General features: G+C 41.7%; 17 protein-coding genes and 1 pseudogene. 10 read left to right on the forward strand and 8 right to left on the reverse strand.

Going from position 1 to position 23,868, the window contains the following annotated elements:
• Positions 1 to 133 precede the first annotated feature (133 nt).
• Complete coding sequence (gnd, locus tag LW728_RS08345) at positions 134 to 1,561, reverse strand: decarboxylating NADP(+)-dependent phosphogluconate dehydrogenase (RefSeq protein ID WP_004268664.1); 1,428 nt, start codon at positions 1,559 to 1,561, stop codon at positions 134 to 136.
• A 520-nt stretch (positions 1,562 to 2,081) separates the two neighbouring features.
• On the opposite strand from gnd, the gene LW728_RS08350 reads away from it, so the two are divergent.
• Both LW728_RS08350 and LW728_RS08355 read left to right on the forward strand, forming a co-directional pair.
• Positions 2,082 to 2,864 (forward strand): MBL fold metallo-hydrolase, encoded by a 783-nt coding sequence (locus tag LW728_RS08350; RefSeq protein WP_287669350.1) that lies wholly within the window; start codon positions 2,082 to 2,084, stop codon positions 2,862 to 2,864.
• 243 nt (positions 2,865 to 3,107) lie between these two features.
• The gene (locus LW728_RS08355; protein WP_287669347.1) at positions 3,108 to 4,061 is read left to right on the forward strand and encodes a DNA-methyltransferase; all 954 of its coding nucleotides are present in this window, start codon (positions 3,108 to 3,110) and stop codon (positions 4,059 to 4,061) included.
• A gap of 203 nt (positions 4,062 to 4,264) precedes the next feature.
• Here the strand turns inward: LW728_RS08355 and LW728_RS08360 are convergent, their stop codons facing one another.
• Positions 4,265 to 5,335 (reverse strand): glycosyltransferase family 4 protein, encoded by a 1,071-nt coding sequence (locus LW728_RS08360; protein WP_287669344.1) that lies wholly within the window; start codon positions 5,333 to 5,335, stop codon positions 4,265 to 4,267.
• Between the two features lie 257 nt (positions 5,336 to 5,592).
• Positions 5,593 to 6,723, reverse strand: coding sequence for a glycosyltransferase family 4 protein (locus LW728_RS08365; RefSeq protein ID WP_287766219.1), 1,131 nt, complete (start codon positions 6,721 to 6,723; stop codon positions 5,593 to 5,595).
• A gap of 459 nt (positions 6,724 to 7,182) precedes the next feature.
• On the opposite strand from LW728_RS08365, the gene LW728_RS08370 reads away from it, so the two are divergent.
• Positions 7,183 to 8,121, forward strand: a complete 939-nt coding sequence (locus tag LW728_RS08370; protein ID WP_287669339.1) for a WD40 repeat domain-containing protein — start codon at positions 7,183 to 7,185, stop codon at positions 8,119 to 8,121.
• Between the two features lie 497 nt (positions 8,122 to 8,618).
• On the opposite strand, the gene LW728_RS08375 is transcribed toward LW728_RS08370, so the two are convergent.
• The 3 genes from LW728_RS08375 to LW728_RS08385 all read right to left on the reverse strand — a co-directional run bounded on the left by LW728_RS08375 (position 8,619) and on the right by LW728_RS08385 (position 11,306).
• Positions 8,619 to 9,959, reverse strand: coding sequence for an AAA-like domain-containing protein (locus LW728_RS08375; RefSeq protein ID WP_287669337.1), 1,341 nt, complete (start codon positions 9,957 to 9,959; stop codon positions 8,619 to 8,621).
• 380 nt (positions 9,960 to 10,339) lie between these two features.
• A complete protein-coding gene (locus LW728_RS08380; protein ID WP_004268674.1) occupies positions 10,340 to 10,882 on the reverse strand; it encodes a peroxiredoxin in 543 nt (180 codons plus the stop codon).
• Positions 10,883 to 11,087: 205 nt separating this feature from the next.
• Positions 11,088 to 11,306: a hypothetical protein gene (locus tag LW728_RS08385; protein WP_002777059.1), complete on the reverse strand. Its 219-nt coding sequence runs from the start codon at positions 11,304 to 11,306 to the stop codon at positions 11,088 to 11,090.
• Positions 11,307 to 11,368: 62 nt separating this feature from the next.
• Here LW728_RS08385 and LW728_RS08390 point away from each other — a divergent pair, with 62 nt between their 5' ends.
• The 6 genes from LW728_RS08390 (at position 11,369) to LW728_RS08415 (ending at position 19,425) form a co-directional block, all read left to right on the forward strand.
• The gene (locus LW728_RS08390) at positions 11,369 to 12,373 is read left to right on the forward strand and encodes a lipase family protein (RefSeq protein WP_287766221.1); all 1,005 of its coding nucleotides are present in this window, start codon (positions 11,369 to 11,371) and stop codon (positions 12,371 to 12,373) included.
• Positions 12,374 to 12,378: 5 nt separating this feature from the next.
• Entirely contained in the window at positions 12,379 to 13,488 is a 1,110-nt protein-coding gene (locus tag LW728_RS08395; RefSeq protein WP_287766237.1) for an NB-ARC domain-containing protein, read from the forward strand.
• Positions 13,481 to 14,833 (forward strand): tetratricopeptide repeat protein, encoded by a 1,353-nt coding sequence (locus tag LW728_RS08400; protein ID WP_287766224.1) that lies wholly within the window; start codon positions 13,481 to 13,483, stop codon positions 14,831 to 14,833. The genes LW728_RS08395 and LW728_RS08400 overlap by 8 nt, the downstream gene beginning before the upstream one ends.
• Positions 14,834 to 14,875: 42 nt before the next feature.
• Complete coding sequence (locus LW728_RS08405) at positions 14,876 to 15,973, forward strand: hypothetical protein (RefSeq protein WP_287766227.1); 1,098 nt, start codon at positions 14,876 to 14,878, stop codon at positions 15,971 to 15,973.
• A 200-nt stretch (positions 15,974 to 16,173) separates the two neighbouring features.
• A complete protein-coding gene (gene aroA, locus LW728_RS08410) occupies positions 16,174 to 17,514 on the forward strand; it encodes a 3-phosphoshikimate 1-carboxyvinyltransferase (protein ID WP_287766230.1) in 1,341 nt (446 codons plus the stop codon).
• Positions 17,515 to 17,709: 195 nt separating this feature from the next.
• Positions 17,710 to 19,425, forward strand: coding sequence for an ABC transporter ATP-binding protein (locus LW728_RS08415; RefSeq protein ID WP_287766233.1), 1,716 nt, complete (start codon positions 17,710 to 17,712; stop codon positions 19,423 to 19,425).
• Between the two features lie 228 nt (positions 19,426 to 19,653).
• Here the strand turns inward: LW728_RS08415 and purF are convergent, their stop codons facing one another.
• Together purF and purL are read right to left on the reverse strand one after the other, a co-directional pair.
• Positions 19,654 to 21,117 carry an amidophosphoribosyltransferase gene (gene purF, locus LW728_RS08420; RefSeq protein WP_287766235.1) on the reverse strand — a complete coding sequence of 488 codons (1,464 nt, stop codon included), beginning with the start codon at positions 21,115 to 21,117 and terminating at the stop codon, positions 19,654 to 19,656.
• Positions 21,118 to 21,254: 137 nt separating this feature from the next.
• Positions 21,255 to 23,525 carry a phosphoribosylformylglycinamidine synthase subunit PurL gene (gene purL / locus LW728_RS08425; protein WP_287669324.1) on the reverse strand — a complete coding sequence of 757 codons (2,271 nt, stop codon included), beginning with the start codon at positions 23,523 to 23,525 and terminating at the stop codon, positions 21,255 to 21,257.
• 268 nt (positions 23,526 to 23,793) lie between these two features.
• Here purL and LW728_RS08430 point away from each other — a divergent pair.
• Positions 23,794 to 23,868: pseudogene (locus LW728_RS08430) on the forward strand (hypothetical protein); the annotation flags it as partial.

The raw sequence follows: 23,868 nt of genomic DNA on the forward strand, positions 1-23,868 counted from the left end.
ATTATTCTATTAAAAACTGATTTGCTATCACTACCAATTTCTTGACCGATAGTTAACTCTTAATCAGAAAAATATCGCCAAAAAATACCCCCTTTTTACGGTAAATAAAAAGGGGAGAAAATATTAGATAGCCTTACAGTCCAGCCATCCATTCCGTATGGAAAAACTCACCTCTGGGTTTATCGGTACGTTCATAGGTATGAGCGCCAAAATAATCCCGTTGTGCTTGGGTGAGATTTTGCGGTAAATTGGCCCGACGATAACTATCAAAATAGTCCAAAGAAGAACTAAAAGCCGGGACGGGAATCCCCAACTTATTAGCCAAGACTAACACCTCACGCCATGCTTCTTGGCGATCGAGGATACTTTGTTTAAATTCCGGCGCTAACAACAAATTCGGCAGCCCCGGATTTTCCGCAAAAGCCTTGCGAATTTTATCCAAGAAACTGGCCCGAATAATACAGCCGCCCTTCCATATCCGGGCCGATTCCGGCAGACTGATATTATAGTTAAACTCCTGAGAAGCTTTAGCGATTAAAGCCATACCTTGGGCATAGGAACACATTTTCGAGCAGTAAAGAGCATCACGCACCTTATCCACAAATAGTGCCGCATCCCCCGGATAGGTTTCCCCTGGTCCGGGTAACTCTTTGGCTGCGGCCACCCGTTCATCCTTATAAGCGGACATCACGCGAGCATTAACCGCAGCATAAATGGTCGGAATTGGCACCCCCAACTCTAAGGAACTTAACACAGTCCAGCGTCCGGTTCCCTTTTGTCCCGCCGAATCCAAGATTAAATCTACCAGATGATGACCGGTTTCTGGGTCAACACACTTAAAGATATCGGCGGTAATTTCAATTAAATAAGAATTAAGCTCATCGGTGCGGTTCCACTCGGCGAAAGTTTCCTGTAACTGCTGATTGCTTAGTCCTAGACCATTTTTCAGCACATCGTAGGCTTCCGCAATTAACTGCATATCGCCGTACTCGATGCCATTGTGAACCATTTTCACATAATGGCCTGCCCCCCCGGCCCCCACATAAGTGACACAGGGACCATCATCGACTTGGGCGGCAATTTTGGTTAAAATCGGCTCTAATTCCCGATAGGCGAACTCTGTACCCCCCGGCATCAGGGAAGGACCGTGCAGAGCGCCTTCTTCGCCACCACTGACCCCCATACCGACAAAACCGAGTTTAGTGGTCGATTCTAGGTCGCGGGTGCGTCTTTCCGTGTCCTCATAGAGGGAGTTACCGCCATCGATAATCATATCTCCTTCTTCGAGAAGGGGTTTTAATTGTTCAATCACGGCATCCACCGGCGGGCCAGCTTTTACCATGACCAGAATTTTGCGGGGACGCTCTAAAATTTGGACGAATTCTTCTAAACTATAGGCCGCCTTGACATCTTTGCCGACGGCGCGAGTTTCCATAAATTCTTGAGTTTTGCTGGCGGTGCGATTGTAAACAGCGATGGGAAAACCCCGACTCTCCACATTGAGAGCGAGATTTTCTCCCATGACAGCTAGTCCGATAACACCGAAGGTACGTTTAGTCATAGAAATTCAGTCTCGGCTGATGCGTTCTTCCTCCCCTTTTAGCGCCTACTTTCCCTAAGATAGCTAAACTTTCCCTATTTCTTAAGCCTTGACTAATCAGTGATCAGTGATCAGTAATCAGTAATCAGTGATCAGATTTGGGTTTTCAGTGACCGGCATTGAGTGAGGAGTGTGACAGCGTTTCTCCTCAAGATGAAGTGTAACCTAAGTAGATAGGTATTAAAAACTTTCAGATCCCCCCGCCTATCGGCACCCCCCTTATCAAGGGGGGCAGGGGGGATCGAACCTAAAATCCATTTTTAATTTAATTATAACCAGCTACTTAATTTGGTATCACCCCCTGACGACTGGCTACTGTTGCCCGTTCCCTAAAACCAGAGACTTCCTACCTCACCATTAAGATAACTGCTATAAATGGCATTAACAGTGCTGTGTTTTCACTGATGACTGAAAAACCCCCAAGCGCAGAAAAGTTAATGCTAATGTTAAATTAAATTAAGAAAATCCCCATTCCTCTTATATGCAGTTAACTTGGCTTGATAGTAATTCTTGGTTAATCGAAATCGGGGGAAAACGCCTGCTTCTCGACCCTTGGTTGGTAGGTTCCCTGACTTTTGGTAATTTAACTTGGCTATTTGAGGGCAAAAAAACCTCTAATCATGCCATTCCCCAAAATATCGATCTGATTCTTCTCTCCCAAGGTTTGGAAGATCACGCCCATCCTCCTACTTTACAGGTACTCGATCGCCAAATTCCCGTGGTGGCTTCTCCTAATGCCGAAAAAGTCGTTCGAGCGCTTAATTATACCCATCTCATCCCTTTAACCCACGGCTCTAGTTATATCTTTGACAATGCGATCGAAATTACTGCCGTCCCCGGTTCTCCAGTCGGGCCGACTCTGGTGGAAAATGGTTATGTTATCAAGGAATTAGCGACAAATCAGAGTATCTACTACGAACCCCACGGTTATCATTCTCCTAGCCTCGATTCTCTCGGTAAAATTGCTGTTATTATCACTCCTTTGATTGACTTAAAAATACCTTTCCTCGGACCGGTAATCAAAGGACAAGAAAGCGCCTTGGCAGTCTGTCAACGCTTGCAGCCCGAATATATTATTTCTACGGCTGCCGGTGGTGATATCGAGTTTAAAGGATTATTAATGGCGGTGTTAAGTGCGGAGGGTAGTCCCGAATCTTTTCAAGAATTATTAACATCCCATGACTTGCCGACAAAGGTAATTGATCCTCGTCCTTGGCAACCTTTTACAGTGGAATTAGGCGAGTGCGTTCCGGGTTTGAGCTAATCTGAGTTAAGGGAAGAATAGAAAAAAGTTAAAACTTTCTTCCCGATTTTTATCTAAAAAAGTAGAATTTTTGTTATATCTTTGCTGGCTACAGATAACATTAATTGTTTTAAAAAACTGGCTCTCTTGAATATTGGATGTAAAATGGGTAAAACCCCACACCCCACACCCCACACCCTGCCCCCAGGAAAAACTTTTTCAGCAAACCCTAATTAAAAGTGGCTCTTCTCTGCTAAATTTTCTATGAATCAATTGCCCTTATTTTCTCAGTCAAAATCAGTGCGAGACTTTTATCAACCTGATGCCGAAATAATTCTTTATCAAGGAGATAGCAATAATTTTATCAAGACTATACCGGATAATTCTGTGAGCTTGATTATTACTTCTCCTCCCTACAATTTAGGAAAAGACTACGAAAAAAAAATCTCTTTGGATACTTATCTGGAAACCCAAACCAAAATTATGCGAGAATTCCCTAGAATCTTGCAAGATAATGGCAGTATTTGCTGGCAGGTGGGAAATTTCGTTCAAGAGGGAGAAGTTTATCCTTTAGATATTTTTTATTATCAGCTATTTAAACAAATGGGTTTCTTTTTAAGAAATAGAATTGTCTGGCATTTTGGTCATGGATTACATACCTCTAAAAGATTTTCTGGCAGGTATGAAACTATTTTATGGTTGACAAAAACCGATAAATATACCTTTAATCTTGATCCAGTGAGAATCCCCGCTAAATACCCTGGTAAGCGCCATTTTAAAGGTAAAAATATCGGTAAACCCTCTGGTAATCCTTTAGGGAAAAATCCCAGCGATGTTTGGGAGTTTTTAGCACAAGAATGGGATGAGTTACTATGGGATATTCCTAACGTTAAATCTAATCATCCAGAGAAAACTATTCATCCTTGTCAATATCCAATCGAATTAGTAGAAAGATGTGTTTTAGCCTTGACAAATGAGGGGGATTGGGTTTTTGATCCTTTTGCTGGGGTTGGAACTTCTCTGATTGCTAGTATTATGCACAATCGTCGAGTGATGGGGAGTGAAAAAGAAGCAGAATATGTGAAAATTGCCAGGGAAAGAATCGCTGCTTATTTGCAAGGAAATCTCAAAATTCGTCCTTTAGGAAAACCTATTCATCAGCCTAATGGTAAGGAAAAAGTTGCTCAAATTCCCCAAGAATGGCACAATAATATATAGGAAGTAACACTGAATCTACCCCCCAGGTAGGTGGATTCATGAATCCACCTACTATGCTTTGATAATAAATCTGGTTATTAAAAACTGATTATTTATTCCCCCTGTTGCCTGTTGCCTTTTGCCTGTCCTTATAAGTAGCCTATGCTCAACGGATTTAGTATAACCCATCCGACAATGATTGATAAGTTTTTTTGTCACCATTTTTAGAGAAAACTTTGCAGAATTGTGGCGGTTTCTTGACCAGTTTTTTCCCAACTAAAAAGCTCGGCGCGTTGACGACTGAGGGACTTTAATTTTAGGCGTAATTGTTCATCCATGGCGATTTGCTGCATTGCCTCTCTCATCTCATCGATACTATAGGGATTAATTAAAATTGCCGCATCTCCTGTGACTTCTGGGAGAGAGGAAAGATTAGAAGTAATGACAGGAGTTCCACAGGCGAGCGCTTCTAGTACAGGTAATCCGAAACCTTCCCAAAGGGAGGGATAAACTAAAGCAGTTGCTTGGTTTAAAAGTTGCGGCAATTCTTCATAGGAAACATAGTTTAAAAATTGCACTCGTTGAGAGATTGATAATGCTTCTACCTGTTGCTGTAGAGCCGGGGTAAAACGGGGGTCAAATTGACCGACAATTAATAATTGATATTCGGAATCGATTTGGGAAAAAGCAGTAATTAAACGACCGAGATTTTTATGAGGATCATAACGACCAAGATAGAGGAAATAGGGACGAGTCGCCAGATTTAGAGGACGAAAATTATCAGAATCATATCCAGAAAGAATCACGGTTATTTTGTCAAGAGGTATGTTAAAAAACTTATTAATATCGGCGGCCGTTGCTTGGGAAACAGCGATAATATGTGTGGCTTTTTTCAGGACTTGGGGTAAATAGTATTTATTATAAAAAGTTAGGGGAGAAAATTTCGGGAACCGCAGGGGAATTAAATCATGAACTGTGACAATATAGCGGCAATTTCCATAAATAGGTGCTTCGGGAATGGGGGTAAATAGCAGGGAAGACTTCAATTGTTGATAGGTTTGATAGAGTTGGGTTTCTGTCCAAATTAAGCGCTTAATATTGCCTTTGGTTCCCTGCTCTTGGGTGAGGTTTGCTGACACAGTATAGGTGTTAAAATCTGGGTAACTATTAGAAGTGATTAGGGTAGGATTTAAGTTAGCTAATTGGGGAATGAGATTTTTAGTATAGGTAGTCAATCCAGTATATTTAGTACCGAGAAAAGCGAGATTGATTAATAATTGATGGTTTTTATTCATAGATATTAGCTAGTTAAGTAGGTAGGTGTTAAAAGTTGTCAGATACCCCCCTTATCAAGGGGGGATTAAGGGGGGATCAACACCCCCCTTATCAAGGGGGGATTAAGGGGTGATCAACACCCCCCTTATCAAGGGGGGATTAAGGGGGGATCCACACCCCCCTTATCAAGGGGGGATTAAGGGGTGATCAACACCCCCCTTATCAAGGGGGGATTAAGGGGGGATCCATCTTCAATTTAATTATAACTACTTACTTATTATAAAAGAGAACGATAAGCTTTTATAGTAGCTTGTGCGGTTTTTTGCCAAGAGAATTTTGCCGCTTGTTTTTTTCCTTTAGTGATTAATTCTTGACGGAGAGAGATATCACTAATCACCTGATAGATTGCCGCAGCAATTTCTAGGGGATTATCGGGATTAATTAATATTGCCGAGTCTCCGGTGACTTCGGGTAAGGATGCAGTATTAGCAGTTACCACAGGACAACCTAAAGTCATCGCTTCTAAAACTGGTAATCCAAAACCTTCATAAAAGGAAGGATAGACAAAAACATCAGCTTTTTGATAATAATCCGCAACTAAGTCATCGGTAAGATAATCAAGATGTTGGATACTATCTCGAAAGGGAGACTGAGATATTTTCTCAAAAATTGGTTCATACTTCCATCCTTTTTTGCCAATCAGAATCAGATTATGGTCTAATTTATACCTGTCCTTGAGATAGTTAAAAGCACTGATAAGATTAATAATATTTTTTCGTGGTTCTAGGGTACTAACAAAGAGTAAATAGGGTTTAGTGATGGTTAGAGATGAGGGATAATTGGGGAGAGAAGAATAACGACTTGCGAGGGGAGTAACAAAAATTTTCTCTGGGGTTACATCTAAATATTCAATAATATCTCGTTTGGTACTTTCGGAGTTAGCAATAACTAAATCTGTCCATTTTAGACATTGTTTAATCCGTTGGCTGTAGGTTTTGACAATCCCCGTGACAAACTGAGGATATTTAATAAAAGTAACATCATGAATAGTCATAACTTGACGACTCTGACGACAAGGATACACCACATGATCCAATCCGTGGAGAATATCGGGAGAATCAAGAAAGTTTTCTAGATAGGGAATTAGAGGATTAGGAAATCGGGTTAAGATATTGCTAAGACTGACGGGAATTGGTAAACATTTAACCTCTGGATAGGATTGCAGTTTTTCTGGTATAGAAAGATTACCCCGCAGCCAGTTTTTTACCGATGGTTGAAAACAGAGGGACAGGGAAAAGTTTTCTTGGTTTTGTAATTTAGCTAATTCGGCAATCAGGTGATAAGCATATAATCCAATTCCACTAGGATTTTGTCTTATCGGTGTACCATCAACTAAAATTTTAAGCATTTGTGGTTAGATGAGATTGACGGGATAGATATTTTTAAAATTACAGATTCAATTGTCAATTTTGCTCGCTTAGGACAAGATTAAAATCGGCAATAAACTCCACCCTAATAGTTAATCTTACCCTATAACGTCCCTGAATAGCAGCCTTTTTTGGCTAGGTTACAGCCAATACTTAATTTATCGGGCAATTTTTTCGATTATTGTCCCCTCACCTACCCTACTACTATGATTGTCAACGGGTACTTATAAGCTAAGACCTATTTTAATCGCCTATCCTTAAATTAGCTGCATCTCCTTGACGAGAAACGCTGTAATTAGTTATAATTACGGAAGAATAGCTTCCCCGTACTTGTGGTGAGCGGAGATTTCTGAAAAGTTATCTCAGGGATGGCTTAGTCCCCTACAGAACAACCAACATCGGGTAATGCCGAAAAATCTTGATTAACTAATGTTTTCACTATGTTTAATCCCTTAGTATCTTTTAAATCCCTAGAAGGCCATGAAGGTGAGGTTAAATGTCTAACTTTTTCCCAAGATGGTAAATTTTTAGCTAGTGGAGATAACGAGTTAACTGTTATTGTTTGGGATTGGCAAAAAAATCAAAAATTTATTTTACAAGGACATGAAAAAGCCGGTTGGTGGGATCAGGGAGTTAACTCTGTTGCTTTTAGTCCCTGTCAAGGATATTTGGTTAGTGGAGGAGATGATCAAACCCTAAGAATTTGGTCACTGGAAACTAAAAAATTAATCTCTACCTTAACGGGACACCAAGATAAAGTTACAGCAGTAGCTGTTCATCCCGATAAGGAAATTATTGCTAGTGGTAGTGAAGATAAAACGGTGAAAATATGGTCAGTAAAAACCGGAGAAACTCTGTCCACATTACAAGGTCATAGCGATAAAGTCCTAACAGTTAAATTTAGTCAAAATGGTCAACTTTTAGCCAGTGGTGGCGGCGAAAATGACAAAACGGTAATTATTTGGAATCTGGGAGAAAAGAGCAGTATTACCTTAAAAGGTCATTCCGATTGGTTTGGAGGTATTTTATCGGTAGATTTCGGCAGTAATAACAAATTTTTAGCCAGTGGCAGCAAAGACAAAACTATTAAAATCTGGGATATTAAAAGAGGGACAGAGGTAAAAACTCTCAGCGAACATAGTGATCATATCAATTCAGTTAGTGTTAGTCCTAATAATCAACTATTAGCCAGTGGTAGTGATGATAAAAGCTTAAAATTATGGGATTTAAAAGCAGGAAAAGCCATTATTTCTATTCCCCATCCCCAGAAAATCTATTCGGTTTGTTTTAGTCCCGATGGTAATTATATCGCCACGGCCTGCCAAGACAAAATCGTGAGAGTTTATGCCACTTCCGAACTACAATCTTTAGCAAGTTGAGCAATCTTTGAGCGGGTGCATCTCATTTTTGTAAATCTACTAAGTTGGAATTTTTAAAGGGAAACTATCTGCCAAAATTGATCGTTACTTCCGATTTTATTCCTCAATCCAAGCTTTTGGGGGGTAGAACCCCCCAAACCCCTAGGGTTGATTCATAGTAGGGTTGATTCATAGTAGGGTTGATTCATAGTAGGGTTGATTCATAGTAGGGTTGATTCATGGTAGGGTTGATTCATGGTAGGGTTGATTCATGAATCAACCCTACCCAAACCCCGGAGCGCATGAGCTTTTCGGTGGGATGCTTACACGCGGCTGCTGATATATTTGTAATAATTTAAGAGTCACTGATAATTGCTGATTGTCGATATTTCTGCAAATGTGATAGTAAATCCGGTTATTAAAAACTGATTATTTATTCCCCTTTGCATGAGTGCCTCTTGCATGAGTGCCTCTCCTCGTAACTAGCCTGTACTCAACGGATTTAGTATAATTATCTACTAGAGATCGCTGCCGGTCTGTTCTTCTCGGAAGTAAAGCTGATATAATTGACAGCTAGGCTGGGCTAGATCGCCTTTTAACTGAATTAAACCCATACTTTCCAGTTTATAGGCAGTAATCGGTTCTAATCGCACTCCCTTATCGGAAGAATTAACCACTTCCCCCATCGCTGTCAATAATTCCGGCTGTTTTTGCAGATTATCCCAGTGATGACGCAGGTGTGCCGCATAAATTCCCCCCTGGGTAGCAGCATTAGGGAGAATATTTTTTTCCTCGCGCACCCGCGCTTCCAGGGCCAAACGGCTAAGATAGGGATGACCAGCGACTAGAGCAATTAAATCGCTAAGAAAACGCTGATTATCATCATTTTTAGGCAATCCGTAGCTAATAGCCAAGTTTTCCAGTTGTTCGAGGCTAAAACCGGGTAATTTAATCGCGCGGCCGACATTAAAGGGAGATTGATTAGCGTCCAATTGAATATAGATTTCCGTGGAATTAGCAATCGCTAACCGCAAATTCTGCCAGATTTCTAAATTATTAGCTTCTTCGTGCCAACAGCGCAAAAGCGGCAGAAAATCCCTAGCGATGTCGGGATACTCGAAAATTCTGTCTAAATTATCTAGGGCCAAAAAGAGCGGCCCGTTAATCTGTTCCAAAAGATAGGACTGAAAATAGGTTTGACAACTGATTAAACTGCCAAATAGTTCCTCATCCCAATATTCATCTAATTGGGGCTTTAAACCCAATTCTCGGCTGACATTTGCCGAAAACCAGCGACAAAATCGGTCTAAACTGGCAAACATCGCCTTTTCTGCCACTTGACAATTAATATAAACTGTGCTATGTCCCCAACTATCTGCCTGAGCGAGCAGGTGTTTAAGCAGAGAAGTTTTACCGGTCTTTTCGGGGGATTTAATGCGAATGAGTGACCCTGGGCGATTAATTTCTTGATAACAGTCGCTTTCGACGGGAGGGCGGCTAATATAACTATCTATAACCGATTTTTCTGCTAGTATCGGGGCGGGTTGATTTCTCCATTCAGGATATTTGATATCTTTGAACCATTCCCGGAGGATTTGGAACTTACCCGGCCCTTTACTACCTAATTCTAGTTCGGGACAGCCATTATCTTTATCTGCCGAGAAATAGCTATAGATTTTAGTCATTTGTTTTTTATAGGTTTCATGGCTGGCGGCCTCGGCCATTTCCCAAATTTCCTCATCCGGTTTGCGCCAATTTTCGTAGGCAAAACGAACTAAAAAAATCTCCTTTAATTTGCCTTGAACACCGTATTCTCTGGCTAGATGTTTGAGAAACTCGTCCCATCCCTGTGGTTTCATCCCGTTCTACTTTATTCTACTTATATGCCCTTTTTTTCCATGTTAACCCCTTTTTCCCTCTTGGCAATGGGACTGACATCCGAGCGGAAAAACCCTATGGTAAAAATAGGTCAATTACCTGATGGTGCTTAAGGGAGTAAAACCATGAAAATCTCGTTAACCTTGTTTGTTCTGGTCTCCTTGCTGTTAGGTTCTCTTCCTCACACTTTAGCGGTTAATAGTCAAGATAACCATTTTGACCGTTCCTCTTCGCCGCTAATTTTACAAAACCGTGACTGTAAGGGTGATAAGGACGATAATTGCAATTAGTCCTGATTATCTCGGTTAAGGTTGTTAATCTATATCCCCCACCGATAACAAAATCGTGGTCGGGATTTTTTTTATGAACTCGCCTGTAATTCCTCTAAACGTGCTAAAACTTCGGCACTGTGAATGGCAGGATTTACCCCTAAATAAATCTCTTTTAAAATCCCATCGGGATCGATAAGATAGGTATGACGCAGGGAAACATAACCCATCCAAGAACCATAGGCTTTACTAACATCTCCGGTAGTATCTGCCAGTAAGGGAAATTTTAACCCCTCCGAGTCACAAAATTCCGCATGAGAATCGACATCATCGGCACTTACCCCTAAAACTTGCGTATTTTTAGCCATATATTTCGGCAAATCCTGCTGAAAACGCCGCGCTTCTAGGGTACAGCCGGGGGTAAAATCCTTGGGATAAAAATACAAAACTACCCACTTACCCCGATAATCCGATAGGGAAATATTTCCTTCTCCCGTGTTAGTCGGTAGGCTAAAATCGGGTGCCGGTTGATTTAAAGGGGGTTGGGGGCCACCTAAAGCGTTAGCATCGGGAATAAGGGCAAAAAATGCCAGAATTACTGCAATTACAAAACTCAACAGTTGACGACGAGACATAATCAGTTATCAGTTATTTTAGTAAAAAATCGTAGGGTTAGGAGACAATCGGTGGCTCTCTTATTCTTTGTGTGATAAGTTTAACCTAATACGGGAGCGATCGATCTTTGTGTCCTTTGTGTCTCTGTGGTTCGTTCCATTCACTTGTTCCTGTCACACCGGGAAAATTAACTGTCACCACATCTCCAGGGGAAAACGTCACCAATTAACCCCCCTCCACATCAGAGAAAGTTTTGGCCGCATAGTTTAGGGAAAAATTGACAAGATCGATCTGATCCTCCTCAGTCCAGGTATCACTTTGATCGAGCGATGGTTGTTGTTGTCCGACAAGTTCATTGAGAATGATTGTGGCCAATCGTAAACGTTCTCCTGATGATAAGTGACAAACCACTTGATTATAAACTTCTTGGGCAGTAGTGGGCATAACAAAAAACTGATGACCGAATGCTTCTAGTATCATAACTATACGATGACTGGTAGTGGAGTATGGCTAAGAGAAGATTGGGCTTACTGAAGATTAACGGTGGGTGCGATGACTCTAATCGTAGGGGAGATATTATCTTCGTTCATGGACTAGGGGATCATCCCATTACAGCTTGGTATCCCAACCCAGAAGAAATAAGAGACAAAGTTGATACAGAGCAATTTTGGAATCAAGAGTTACAAGAACTCAACTTTTGGTTAAATTGGCTTGGTAAACATAGACCAGATTTAGGGATTTGGTCTTATGGATATGAAGCCATGCCTTTTAAAGAAAGTAGTGGTTTATCAAGAGTACCAATAGTCAAAGGTAAAATAGAGAGTTATACGGGAAAGGCTTCTCCCATCATAGATCAAGCCAGTGAACTGCTTGCACTTTTGACACAAAGAGATTTTTTGATCCGGCCCAAAATTTTTGTTACTCATAGTTTAGGCGGTTTAATTGTCAAAGAGACACTTTATTTAGCTCATGATGATCTTAATAGTAATGACGAAATGAGGGAAATTATTGGACAAACCAAAGGAGTTGTTTTTTGTGCTACCCCTCATCAAGGTTCAGATTTGGCCAATTTCAAGGAATTATTAGCTCAAGTTGCAAAAACATTTCGTCTTCTTGACGAAAATGTGATTATTAGTGAACTTAGCTCAGAGAATACTAACACCCAGTTATATAAATCAGGTAAATGGTATAGCGGTAATACAAAAACTTATGACATTCAAACAAAAGCCTTTTATGAAACCGAAGAAACAGAAATTCCTGCGATAGGAAAACGCCTAGTGGTGGATCGCTTCAGTAGTGATCCAAATGTTATAGGCGTTAGACCAACTGCCGTCAGTGGAGCAGATCATTTTGCTATTGTTAAACCTCAAAGTGAGAATGATACTATTTATATAGGGGTGAGAGAATTTATAGATAAATATTTACCTCGTCAAAATTCTGGGGGAGGATTTAATCCTAATCAAGTTACTTTTGAAGAAGAGGAAAAAGACGGTTTTTTTTTGAGGAATTAGCGAAAATTCCAACTCCAAACTATCTAGAACTTTTAGGACGTGAACAAGAAATTAACAGAATCAAAGATGCTCTCAGTGACTCAAAAGGTAAACGTCTAGTGGGAATTACTGGACTGGGAGGAAATGGCAAAACCTCTGTAGCTATTGAAGTTGCTAGAGCTTTCCGCGAAATGGGTTTTCGATATGTTGTCTGGCAAACCGCCTCAACAAAGTTCAATTCCACTCGTATGACTTTTGATTCAATTCTTGAAGATATTCCCAAGCAATTATTACCCTCACTTAAATACAATGATAGAACAAATGATAGAACAAATGATAGAACAATAGATTCTCTTCGTGATTTGATAGGTTTACAAGGTGAGAGACGAGAAATCGAAACTAGAAAGTTATTATCTAGTCAGAGAGTTCTTTTAATTTTGGACAATATGGAAACTTCGGAATCTCAGAATGCAATTGCGGCGAGGCTTTATTCAGTTTTAGGAAATAGTAAAGTTCTGTTTACCAGCCGAAATAGATTTGATACTTTAGAGGTAGATGTTTGGGATTTTTATTTACAAGGTCTGCAAGAAGAAGCATCAATCAAATTAATGGAGCAAGTTGCACAGGAAAGAGACATTACTTGTTTTGATCCTGATGCTTCTATAGAATTACTAAAATTTACTGGCAACAATAAAACTGGCTATTTACCCTTAGCATTAAAATTAGTAACAGGTCAACTAAAAAACAAAACTACCGCAGAAATTGAACAAAGTTTATTTAATGTTCGCCTAACAGAAGATGATGTTCAAGAAGACGATATGAACGTCTTTAAAAGATTTTGGTGGCGTATATTTTTTCAAGCTTTTAAAATGTTTTCTGATTCAGACCTAAAGTTAATGTCGCTTTTAGCTGGTTTACAAGAGCAAGAAGGGACTACCTACAGTCTGATTCGAGATATGAACAATAAAAAAATCAAATTGACTGAGCCACAATTAGAACAGGCAATTATGAACACTTGGTGTTCTTGTTTGTTAGAAAGAGAAGAATATGATAAAAAACGCTATTATCTGCATATTTTAACTACTAAGTTTTTTAAGGCAATTCTAGGCATTGGAGGAGGACAAATTAATGATTAATAATCATGAAACTGATTTTTTAAAAGACATAGAAGGGGAGAAAGAACATTTTACTCTTCTTAGAAATCTCTACACTGACTTATTCAGTGAAGAAGAAAAAGAATTGATTAAACAAGAATTTCAAGAAACATTCTCTCCTGAAGAATTACAGGACATTAAGGAAAAATTCGAGAAAATATATAGATATTATTATGATTTGGCGAGACCGGCAATTATTGAGACATATACTGAACTCGCTTTTGAGAATAATAACTATCTTGATCCGAAATTTTATCGAAATTCCCCTGAGTTTTCTGCTAAAGATCAACACAATCTTGAAAATAAAGCTCTAGATTTCTTCCAAACAGAGTTAAATAACATTAAACTAGCGATAAGCTATGCTAAGGAAGATGGACAATGGCAACGAATTGTTAAAATTTGTCAAAGTTTGCAAAGATTTCTCAAAATTCGGACTTATTGGGAAGATTTAGATGATATACTGAGAGAGGCAATTTATGCCGCAAATAAATCGGGCGAGCATTTAACAGAAGCTCATTTACTTAATCAATTTGCTGGGTTACAACGTTTATTAGGAAGAGCCAAAGAGGGCTTAGATAAATGTGAAGAAAGTTTACATATCTTTCAAGAATTAAAAGATGAATATGGCGAAGCTAAGGCTTTATATACTTTAGGTTTTCTTAATCGTTCAATGGGAAATTGGGAAAAGTCTGCTGAAGCCTTGGAAAATTCAGTAAAACTTTTTAGAAGGATACATGAGAGTCAAAATTTTGACATTGATGTAGAAGAAGATATTGCAGAAGCCCTTGATGGTTTAGGATTAATTTATCCCATATTTGGAAAATTAGAGAGTGCAGAAGAAGTTTTACGAGAGAGTCTTGAGCTTAAAGAAAAACTTAATAATCGCTTTGCATTAAGTAAAACAACCAATATTTTAGGCAAAGTTTATATCGAGCTTTATAATAGCCAGAAAAAAATTGAGTTTTTACAAGAAGCACAAAAATTAATGGAATCTAGTTTGGAGATTAAAAAAGAGTTAAATGATCTTCAAGGACAAGGGGTTTGTTTCAATGAACTCGGTAAAATTCAGCGTCTAATGGGAAATTATGAGCAAGCACATGATTATTATCTTAAAAGTTTAAATGTTAAAAAGAAAGTATCATCAACGGGTGGTGGTGCTTCCGATAGACACGGAGAAGGGCTGACATACATGGAAATGGGTTTTTTATATCAAGAGCAAGGAAAAAAAGAAGAAGCACAAAACACTTTTCGGAAAGCTCTTGATTATTTAAACGTTTATTCACCCCAATATGAGGAGGTGTCTAAAATTCTTCAAGACAATCATTAGTCTGTCACTTTATTCTGATCTATCCAAATTTGAGGTTATTAAATGCAGCAAAAAAAATTAATGGTTATTGTTGATTCTATTGGTTTTAGTCTTCGCAGTATGCGTTCACAGAAAGACTATTTAGATTATCTTATTAATGATCAAAAACAAGACATTGCAGTAGTTGTACTCGCTGATTCAGCTTTTAAAGAAGTAGCTATAGAAACTTTCTCTCGAACAGGTGCTAAAGTTTATTTTGAAGATTATAACGATAGTATTTCAAACGATGAAATGATTAATAAAATTGCCAATAAATACAATATTTTAATTTACAATATTGTTACCGAGCGTCATGCTGTAGATTTTTTGCGTCATAATTTAGGAGATAATTACCCAACTGTCAAAGACAACAAAGGGATAGCCCATCCTGTTCCTAATAAATCTTGTCTTTTCGCTTCAGAAAAAACGATTGAAAAAGTTACGAAAAAACTTTTTTATGTTGCTCACTTAGCCAGAGATAATAGAGATTGTCAGGATGCTAAAGTTATCTTTTTGCCCTTTTCAGGTTTAAAAACTTTTGGGACAGAGTATGGTGCAAATGATAGAGAACAACAGAAAATTTCCGAATATATGTCTTTCCCTTTTGAAGATAGTATCCCTGCCATTGGTAAGATTCAAAAAGAATTAAAAGAACATAATATCATTGTTATTCCTATTATTATCCAATACGGAAATCTTGAAGAAATCCATCGGAAAGTTATTGAAATTAGCAAACAACATAATTTAAATCCTCTCCCTACATCTTTAGATATTGATTGGAATAGAGATTTTGCCTCACAAGCTGGCTTTTTTAATGCAATTAATCAATGGTCAGAAAAAACAGGTTTGCCAAATATAGCCATTGTGCATGGAAGTAGTTCTCTTCATTTAGTAGAAGAATGTGCAGATCCTCAAAGAATAATCGCTTTTTATGCAACTCACACAGAAAAACTGAACATAGAGGACGATGGCAGAATCTATCATTTAGCAGTAGCAGAAGCTAGTGGAGGTTGGTTAAGGGCTGTTCAACCTTTAACCCCCTATTCTCATAACTATAAACAAGTAGCTCAACAAATTACTGAACAGGCCTTACTACTTATTCAATCCTGGATTGACGGATAAATTTGCTTGAGCTTGATTCGAGCCTCCTTTGCGCTAAATAAATCGCCAATCTACCCAAGTAATGATTGTGGCCAATCGTAAACGTTCTCCTGATGATAAGTGACAAACCACTTGATTATAAACTTCTTGGGCAGTAGTGGGCATAACAAAAAACTGATGACCGAATGCTTCTAGAGCTTGTCTTCATCTGCCTAACGATCATGTCTATTGTCACCCTTAACCCCCTTCAATCCCATCAAGATTTAGTCATCGATCCGGGTAAAATCACGGGATTACGGGGAAAAATCACCATCCCAGGCGATAAATCTATATCCCATCGTTCCCTGATGTTAGGAGCGATCGCCGAAGGAGAAACCGTTATTCATGGGTTATTATTGGGCGAAGATCCCCGCAGTACCGCTAGTTGTTTTCGTGCCATGGGTGTGGAAATTTCCCAACTCAACAGCGAGAAAGTGATCGTCAAAGGTAGGGGTTTAGGCAATCTTCAGGAACCCTTAGAAATCCTCGACGCGGGCAATTCCGGCACGACGATCCGCTTAATGTTAGGATTATTGGCCGGTCATCGGGACCGTTTTTTTGTCGTCACTGGTGATGCTTCCCTGCGATCGCGTCCCATGTCCAGGGTGGTGAAACCCCTCAAAGAAATGGGGGCGCAAATTTGGGGCAGAAAAGCCAATTCTTTGGCTCCTTTAGCCGTTTCTGGGGAATCTCTGCAACCGATCCACTACTATTCTCCCGTTGCTTCTGCACAGGTAAAATCCTGTCTTCTCCTCGCTGGACTGTTAACGGAGGGGAAAACCACAATCACGGAACCCGCTTTATCTCGCGATCACAGTGAACGGATGCTGCGCGCTTTTGGGGCAAATATTGAGGTGGATGGGGAGACTAATAGCGTCACGGTGACGGGTTATCCCACTTTAACCGGACAAACGGTGATTGTACCGGGAGATATCAGTTCGGCAGCTTTTTGGTTGGTAGCGGGGGCAATCGTGCCTAATTCCGAGTTATTAATCGAAAATGTGGGAATAAACCCGACTAGAACTGGAGTTTTACAGGTTTTACAGGCAATGGGAGCAGATATCACCCTCGAAAATCAACGGGTGGTGACGGGGGAACCGGTGGCGGATCTGCGGGTGAAATCCAGTCAACTACAGGCAACCACGATCGCCGGTGAGATTATACCCCGTCTGATCGATGAAATTCCGATTTTGGCAGTAGCGGCGGTTTTTGCCCAAGGAACGACAATTATCAAGGATGCTGAGGAATTACGGGTGAAGGAAAGCGATCGCCTGACGGTGATGGCCACCCAACTCGATCGCCTAGGGGCAAAAGTAAGGGAATTACCCGATGGTTTAGAGATTACCGGCGGTACAGGCCTAGTCGGCACGGAAGTGGACAGTTTTACCGATCATCGCATTGCCATGAGTCTAGCGATCGCTGCCCTCAATTCCCGTCAACCCACCACTATCCATCGCGCTGAAGCGGCTGGCATTTCCTACCCCGATTTCTTTAGCACCTTACAGCAAATTTGTCAAGAGTAGAAATATTAAGTTTTTCTGCGAGTGGGCGAGGAGTCACTGGTACAATTGCAGGATAAATCACAGAGTAGTAGGCCGCCTGTGTGATAATCAAGTTCATCGATCGAAATAGCGGAAAATAGAAGCGTCCCTAACTCGCATTTCCCTGAAAAATATCTCCCTATCTACCCCTCTCTCGTCTTCTATTCCCCACCGATAATGGAAATCATCGCCCAATTAGAGAAAGTTTCCTATATTTATCCCGAATCCTCCAATCTAGTGCTTAAAAATATCTCTTTAGCAATTCATCGAGGAGAATTTTTAGGTATTATCGGGCCCACAGGTGCGGGAAAAACTACTCTCTGTTTAACTCTTAACGGTATTGTCCCCCAATTCTACGGAGGGCGTTTTTTTGGTTATGCAACGGTAGCCGGTTTAGATACTTTAACCCATCCCGTTAGCACCTTGGCCCGCTATGTGGGGGCAGTATTTGAAGATCCCGAAACGCAACTTTTAGCCACTTCGATAGAAAATGAAATCGCTTTTACCCTAGAAAATTTACGGCTACCGCGAGAGGAAATTAAAGCGCGTATTCCCAAAGTTTTAGCGGCAGTCCGGTTAGAGGGAATGGAAAAAAAATCGCCGGGGGAATTATCAGGAGGACAAAAACAACGATTAGCGATCGCCGCTGCCCTCGCAGTTCAGCCCGCTTTGTTAATTCTCGATGAACCCACCTCCCAACTGGATCCGGTGGGATCCCAGGAAGTTTTCGCCACCATTAAGGAATTAAATCGCCATCTCGGTGTCACTATTGTGATGGTCTCCCACGCAGCCGAGGAAATGGCCGAATATGCCGATCGCCTGGTACTATTAAGGGAGGGTGCGATCGAAGCCATGGGAACCCCAGCAGAGATCTACTCCCAAGTACAACTTTTACAGGAAAATGCCCTGCGTCCCCCGCAAGTGGCCACTACTTTTGCCTTGATCAATCAAAAAATCGGGGCGATTGAGTCCATTCCTGTCACCCTAGACCGCGGTTTTGCCCGTTTAAACGAGCTTAAATCCTTTTACCATCAAATAACACCAAACCCTCCCTTATCATCGGTTTCTGACCCCTTAAACCCCCTACTGAGGGTAAAAAATCTTTGCCATACCTATCCCGATGGTACTACCGCCTTGCGGGATGTGTCCCTCGATATTGCCGAAGGGGAATATCTGCTGATTATCGGTCAAAATGGCGCAGGAAAAAGCACTTTAGTCAAGCATTTTCTCAATCTTCTCTCGGCAACCACCGGTCAAGTTATGATTGACGGACGTTCAATCAATAGCTTTTCTGTCAGTGATTTAGCTCGTTCGATCGGTTATGTAGCCCAAAATCCCGATAATCAGATTTTTAACACCACTGTGGAGAAAGAAGTATCATTTGCCCTGACTAATCTCGGTTATTCTCCAGAAATCGTCACCCAACGCACGGAAGCAAGTCTAGAAGCCATGGGATTGCTAGAATATCGCTCCTATCATCCTCTCTCCTTACCGAAAGGCGATCGAGCGCGGGTAGTGATTGCGGCAATTTTAGCCATGGAACCGCGTATAGTGGTCTTTGATGAACCCACCACGGGCCAAGATTATCAAGGAGCTAAGGCAATTTTAGAGGTGAGCCGTCAATTACACCAGATGGGCAAAACGGTTATTGTGATTACCCATCACCTCTATTTAATGCCAGAATACGCCGAAAGAGTAATTATCATGGGTCAAGGAACTATCCTTTTAGATGCCCCAATCCGGCAAGCTTATCATCAAACCGATCTCTTAGCCAAAACTTATCTAACTCCACCCCAAGCAGTTTTATTAGCACAAAAATTAGGACAACTTTCCGGTTATCCTAATTCTCTTTTAACTCCCCAGGAAATTGCCGATTGTTTTCAGAGGATTTAGCCTTGAGGCTATTTAGGGTTTGCGGCAAAAAGTTATTCGTGGGGACAGGGTGTGGGGTGTGGGGTGTGGGGTGTAGGGTTTTACCGATTTTCACCTGGTCAATTACCTAATTTTCAGGGAAAAAGTCCCTGAATTTTCCCCCCGATCACTCCCATCTCTGGTACTTTTTGATTGATAAAAAGTCTAAAAGTCTTACCCAGCAAGGTTTTTAGATTTATTCAGCAACCCCTATTTAACTGTTTCTAAGATCAACTTCGATCGCTTAACATTATCAGGTACAGGAATCGGATAATCGCCATTAAAACAGGCAGTACAGAAGGTTTTCGGGTCTTCCTTCGTTGCTGTTAACATCCCATCGTGACTGAGATAAGCTAAACTATCCACCCCGATTTGTGCCTGAATTTGCGCCACCGATTTAGTTGCCGCAATTAACTGCTCTTGGTTGTCCGTATCAATGCCATAAAAACAGGGATGAGTCACCGGAGGTGAAGATATTCTCATGTGAACTTCTCTTGCTCCAGCATCGCGTAAAGCTTTAACTAATTTCCGGCTAGTGGTTCCCCGCACGATCGAATCATCAACAATAATAACTCTTTTTCCCTGTAAAACATCCTTTAAAGGATTCAATTTCATCTTAATCCCCGACTCTCTCATGTGTTGGGTTGGTTGAATAAAAGTCCGTCCCACATAACGATTTTTAATCAATCCTTCCGCGTAGGGAATATCAGAAATGCGCGAAAATCCGATCGCAGCCGGAATACCCGAATCGGGAACTCCCATCACCATATCTGCTTCTACCGGCGACTCTTTGGCTAATTGTTCCCCCAAACGTACCCGATAAGTATATAAAGATTCCTCGTGAACAATGCTATCGGGACGAGCAAAATAAATCATCTCGAAAACGCATAATTTTTTCTCCGGTTTAATGGCCCAATCCACCGAAGATAAGCCATCTTCACTAATCCAAACTAATTCCCCCGGCTGCACATCCCGCAGATAATCGGCCCCGATAATATCTAATCCGCAGGTTTCCGAAGCTAAAACATAACGAGGGGGATTGCCTTCTTCTTGCAAAACCCCAATTACTAAGGGTCTGACACCATTGGGATCCCGCGCCCCGATAATTCCCGTCGGTGTGCCGATAACAAGGCTGTAAGCCCCGCTACAATAGCTAAAGGCATCGATCGCCGCTTCTATCCAATCCTTGCCACTATCCACTTCCTGACCGATAGCGACGGCGATCATTTCCGAGTCGGTGGTGGTGACGAGATCGCAACCGCGCTTTTCTAATACATTTCTTAACTCAAAAGTATTGACTAAATTGCCATTATGTGCTAGGGAAAGTTTACCCAAACGGGTTTCGATCACGGCAGGTTGGGCATTGGCGCGACGGCTAGAACCGGTGGTAGAGTAACGAGTATGACCGACGGCGTGAGTACCGGGCAAGGTTTTAAGGACAGTTTCGCTAAAAACTTGGGAAACTAAGCCCATTTCTTTGTAACAATGCACCGTTTCCCCGTCGTAGGTGGCAATACCTGCCGATTCCTGTCCTCGGTGTTGCAGGGCATAGAGTCCGAAGTAGGTCAGTTTTGCTACTTCTTCCTCGGGGGCATAGAGTCCAAAAACTCCACAGGCTTCTTCAGGCTTATCGACACTGGCAAAAGATACAGATGAGTCGGGATGGCTAGACATGGGAGGGTTGGGGCTGCAGAATACTTTGGTAACAAAATCTTAACCGATCTTAATCTTCTTTTAACGATTTATTTATCAGCTATCAGCCTTTATTTACCGATATAATCGGCCATCTTATCTAGCTGACGGCCTCAAGATTACAGCCTTCTTTCGATCGCTTTTGACCAAACTTGCTGTATAGTTTCTAGACTAACATCGATCGCTGGTTGTTTATCCCGGTCAAAAATCCGAAGATTATCGCTTTTTTCGCTAACTTTGCCGGTTATTTGCCAATAGTCTCCTAATTGTGTCTTTAGGTATTCTTCCCAATCTTGCCGATTTTCGGAGGAAACGGAGACGATAATGCAACTAGCTAACTCCCCGAATAACACCGCATCAAAACGGCCTTGATGCTGCCAAGAAAGGTCAATTTCCGCCCCTAACTGCCCACTAATACAGCATTCTGCCAGAGCAGTGGCTAAACCTCCCTCGGCGCAATCGTGGGCAGATTTCACCCAACCGGCGCGAATTCCCCAACGACAGGCCGCTTGTACCTTTCTTTCTAACTCAAAATCAATTACCGGCGGTTTTCCCGTCACCAAACCGTGAATAACGGCTAAATATTCCGATGCGCCGATAGTTGGCAAGGAGAAACCCAAAAGATAGATTAAATCCCCCGCTTTTTGCCAACCTTGGCCGCAAATTTGCCCGATATCCGGCACTAATCCCACCATCCCAATCACGGGAGTCGGATAAATAGACTGGGGGCTGCCAGCTGCGTCAACGGTTTCGTTGTACAAAGAGACATTACCCCCAGTTACTGGTGTATTCATTTCCCGACAAGCTTCGGCAATACCCTGACAAGCAGTGGCTAATTGCCAATAACCGATTGAATTCTCTGGACTTCCGAAATTGAGATTATCCGTGACAGCAATGGGGTCAGCCCCAACACAGCTAAGGTTTCTGGCCGCTTCCGCCACGGCCAACTTAGCTCCGTTATAGGGATCAAGATAAACGTATCGCGGATTACAATCTGTAGTCGCCGCTACACCTCGCCGAGAATTTGCGGGATTAGCACCCAGAGGACGCACGCGAATCACGGCCGCATCGGCCCCCCCGGGGAGAATAACAGTGTTATTCTGGACTTGATGATCATATTGACGATAAACCCAGCGTTTTGAGGCAATCGAGGGACTATCCAGCAGTTTTAATAAAATCTCGTTATGGGATTCGGGAATAGGAATAGTAGCATCTTCCCATAATTGAGCTTTTTGGGCGTATTCTGGCGGTTCTGCCAGTAATTCCCGATGATAAATCGGAGTATTATCCGCTAGGGCCGTGGCAGGAATTTCGGCGGCAATTTCCCCTTTAAATAATATACGGACGATCGGTTCTGCAATTACCTGGCCAGCGACCACAGCCTGAAGTCCCCAACGATGGAAAATCTCGATTAATTCGCCTTCTCGTCCCGATGCTGCCACAAATAACATTCTTTCTTGGGATTCCGACAGCAGATATTCGTAGGGGACCATCCCAGTTTCCCGGACGGGGATTTTATCGAGATCTAATTCAATTCCCACCCCTCCCTTGGCCGCCATCTCGGAGGTAGAACAGGTGATCCCGGCAGCCCCCATATCCTGGGCCGCCACCACCGCGCCGGTCTTAAATGCCTCTAAACAAGCTTCTATCAGGGATTTTTCCAGAAAAGGGTCGCCCACTTGCACTGCGGGCCGGTCATCCATAGATTTATCGGTTAATTCGGCACTGGCAAAACTCGCCCCTCCCATACCGTCGCGGCCGGTGGTAGAACCAACGTATAAAACTGGGTTTCCCAGACCTTTTGCCCCAGATTTGACGATTTCCTCGGTTTCCATTAGCCCTAAAGCCATGGCATTAACGAGGGGATTGCCATTGTAGGCATTATCGAAGTATATCTCACCACCCACCGTGGGAACGCCGACACTATTGCCATAATGACTTATTCCTTCCACGACTCCGGCAAAAATGCGACGATTGCGGGCATCTTGCAAGTTACCAAAACGGAGGGAGTTGAGGATAGCAATGGGCCGGGCCCCCATGGTAAAAATATCGCGCAGGATGCCTCCGACTCCGGTAGCGGCACCTTGGAACGGTTCCACCGCAGAAGGATGATTATGGGACTCGATTTTAAAGGCTAATCGCAATCCATCGCCTAAATCCACTACTCCGGCATTTTCCCCCGGTCCGACGAGAATTTTTTCGCCGGTGGTGGGGAATTGTTTGAGCAGCGGCCGGGAGTTTTTATAACAGCAGTGTTCCGACCACATCACGCCAAACATTCCTAATTCGGCTTTGTTGGGGTGTCTTCCCAGTCTTTTGACTATTTCTTCGTATTCTTCGGGTTTGATGCCTTCTGAGGCAATTTCTGCGGCAGTGAAGGGGGTAGTCATGGGACAATGCGATCGAGGGACAAGATTTATTGTATAACGTCTGATGAGATCGAGTTACACTGCTTAGTAAAGGACAAAAAAGTTAAAAGGGTTGCGCTAGTAAAGTTAAGCTAAAGACATAAGTAGGTAGGCGTTAAAAGTTGTCAGATACCCCCCTTATCAAGGGGGGATCGAACCTAAAATTCATTTTTAACTTAATTATAACCAGCTACTTAAGCAAGTCAGAGAGTATTGGGATAAGTGGCAGCAGCAAGGATTATTTTTCTTTCAACTGCCCAAATATTCCTCTGAAATGAATCTTATTGAAATTGAATGGCATCAATTAAAAACTCATGAACTGGCA

The sequence above is a fragment of the Microcystis sp. 49638_E5 genome, from assembly GCF_021300285.1.
Classification (GTDB): Bacteria; Cyanobacteriota; Cyanobacteriia; order Cyanobacteriales; family Microcystaceae; genus Microcystis; species Microcystis aeruginosa_C.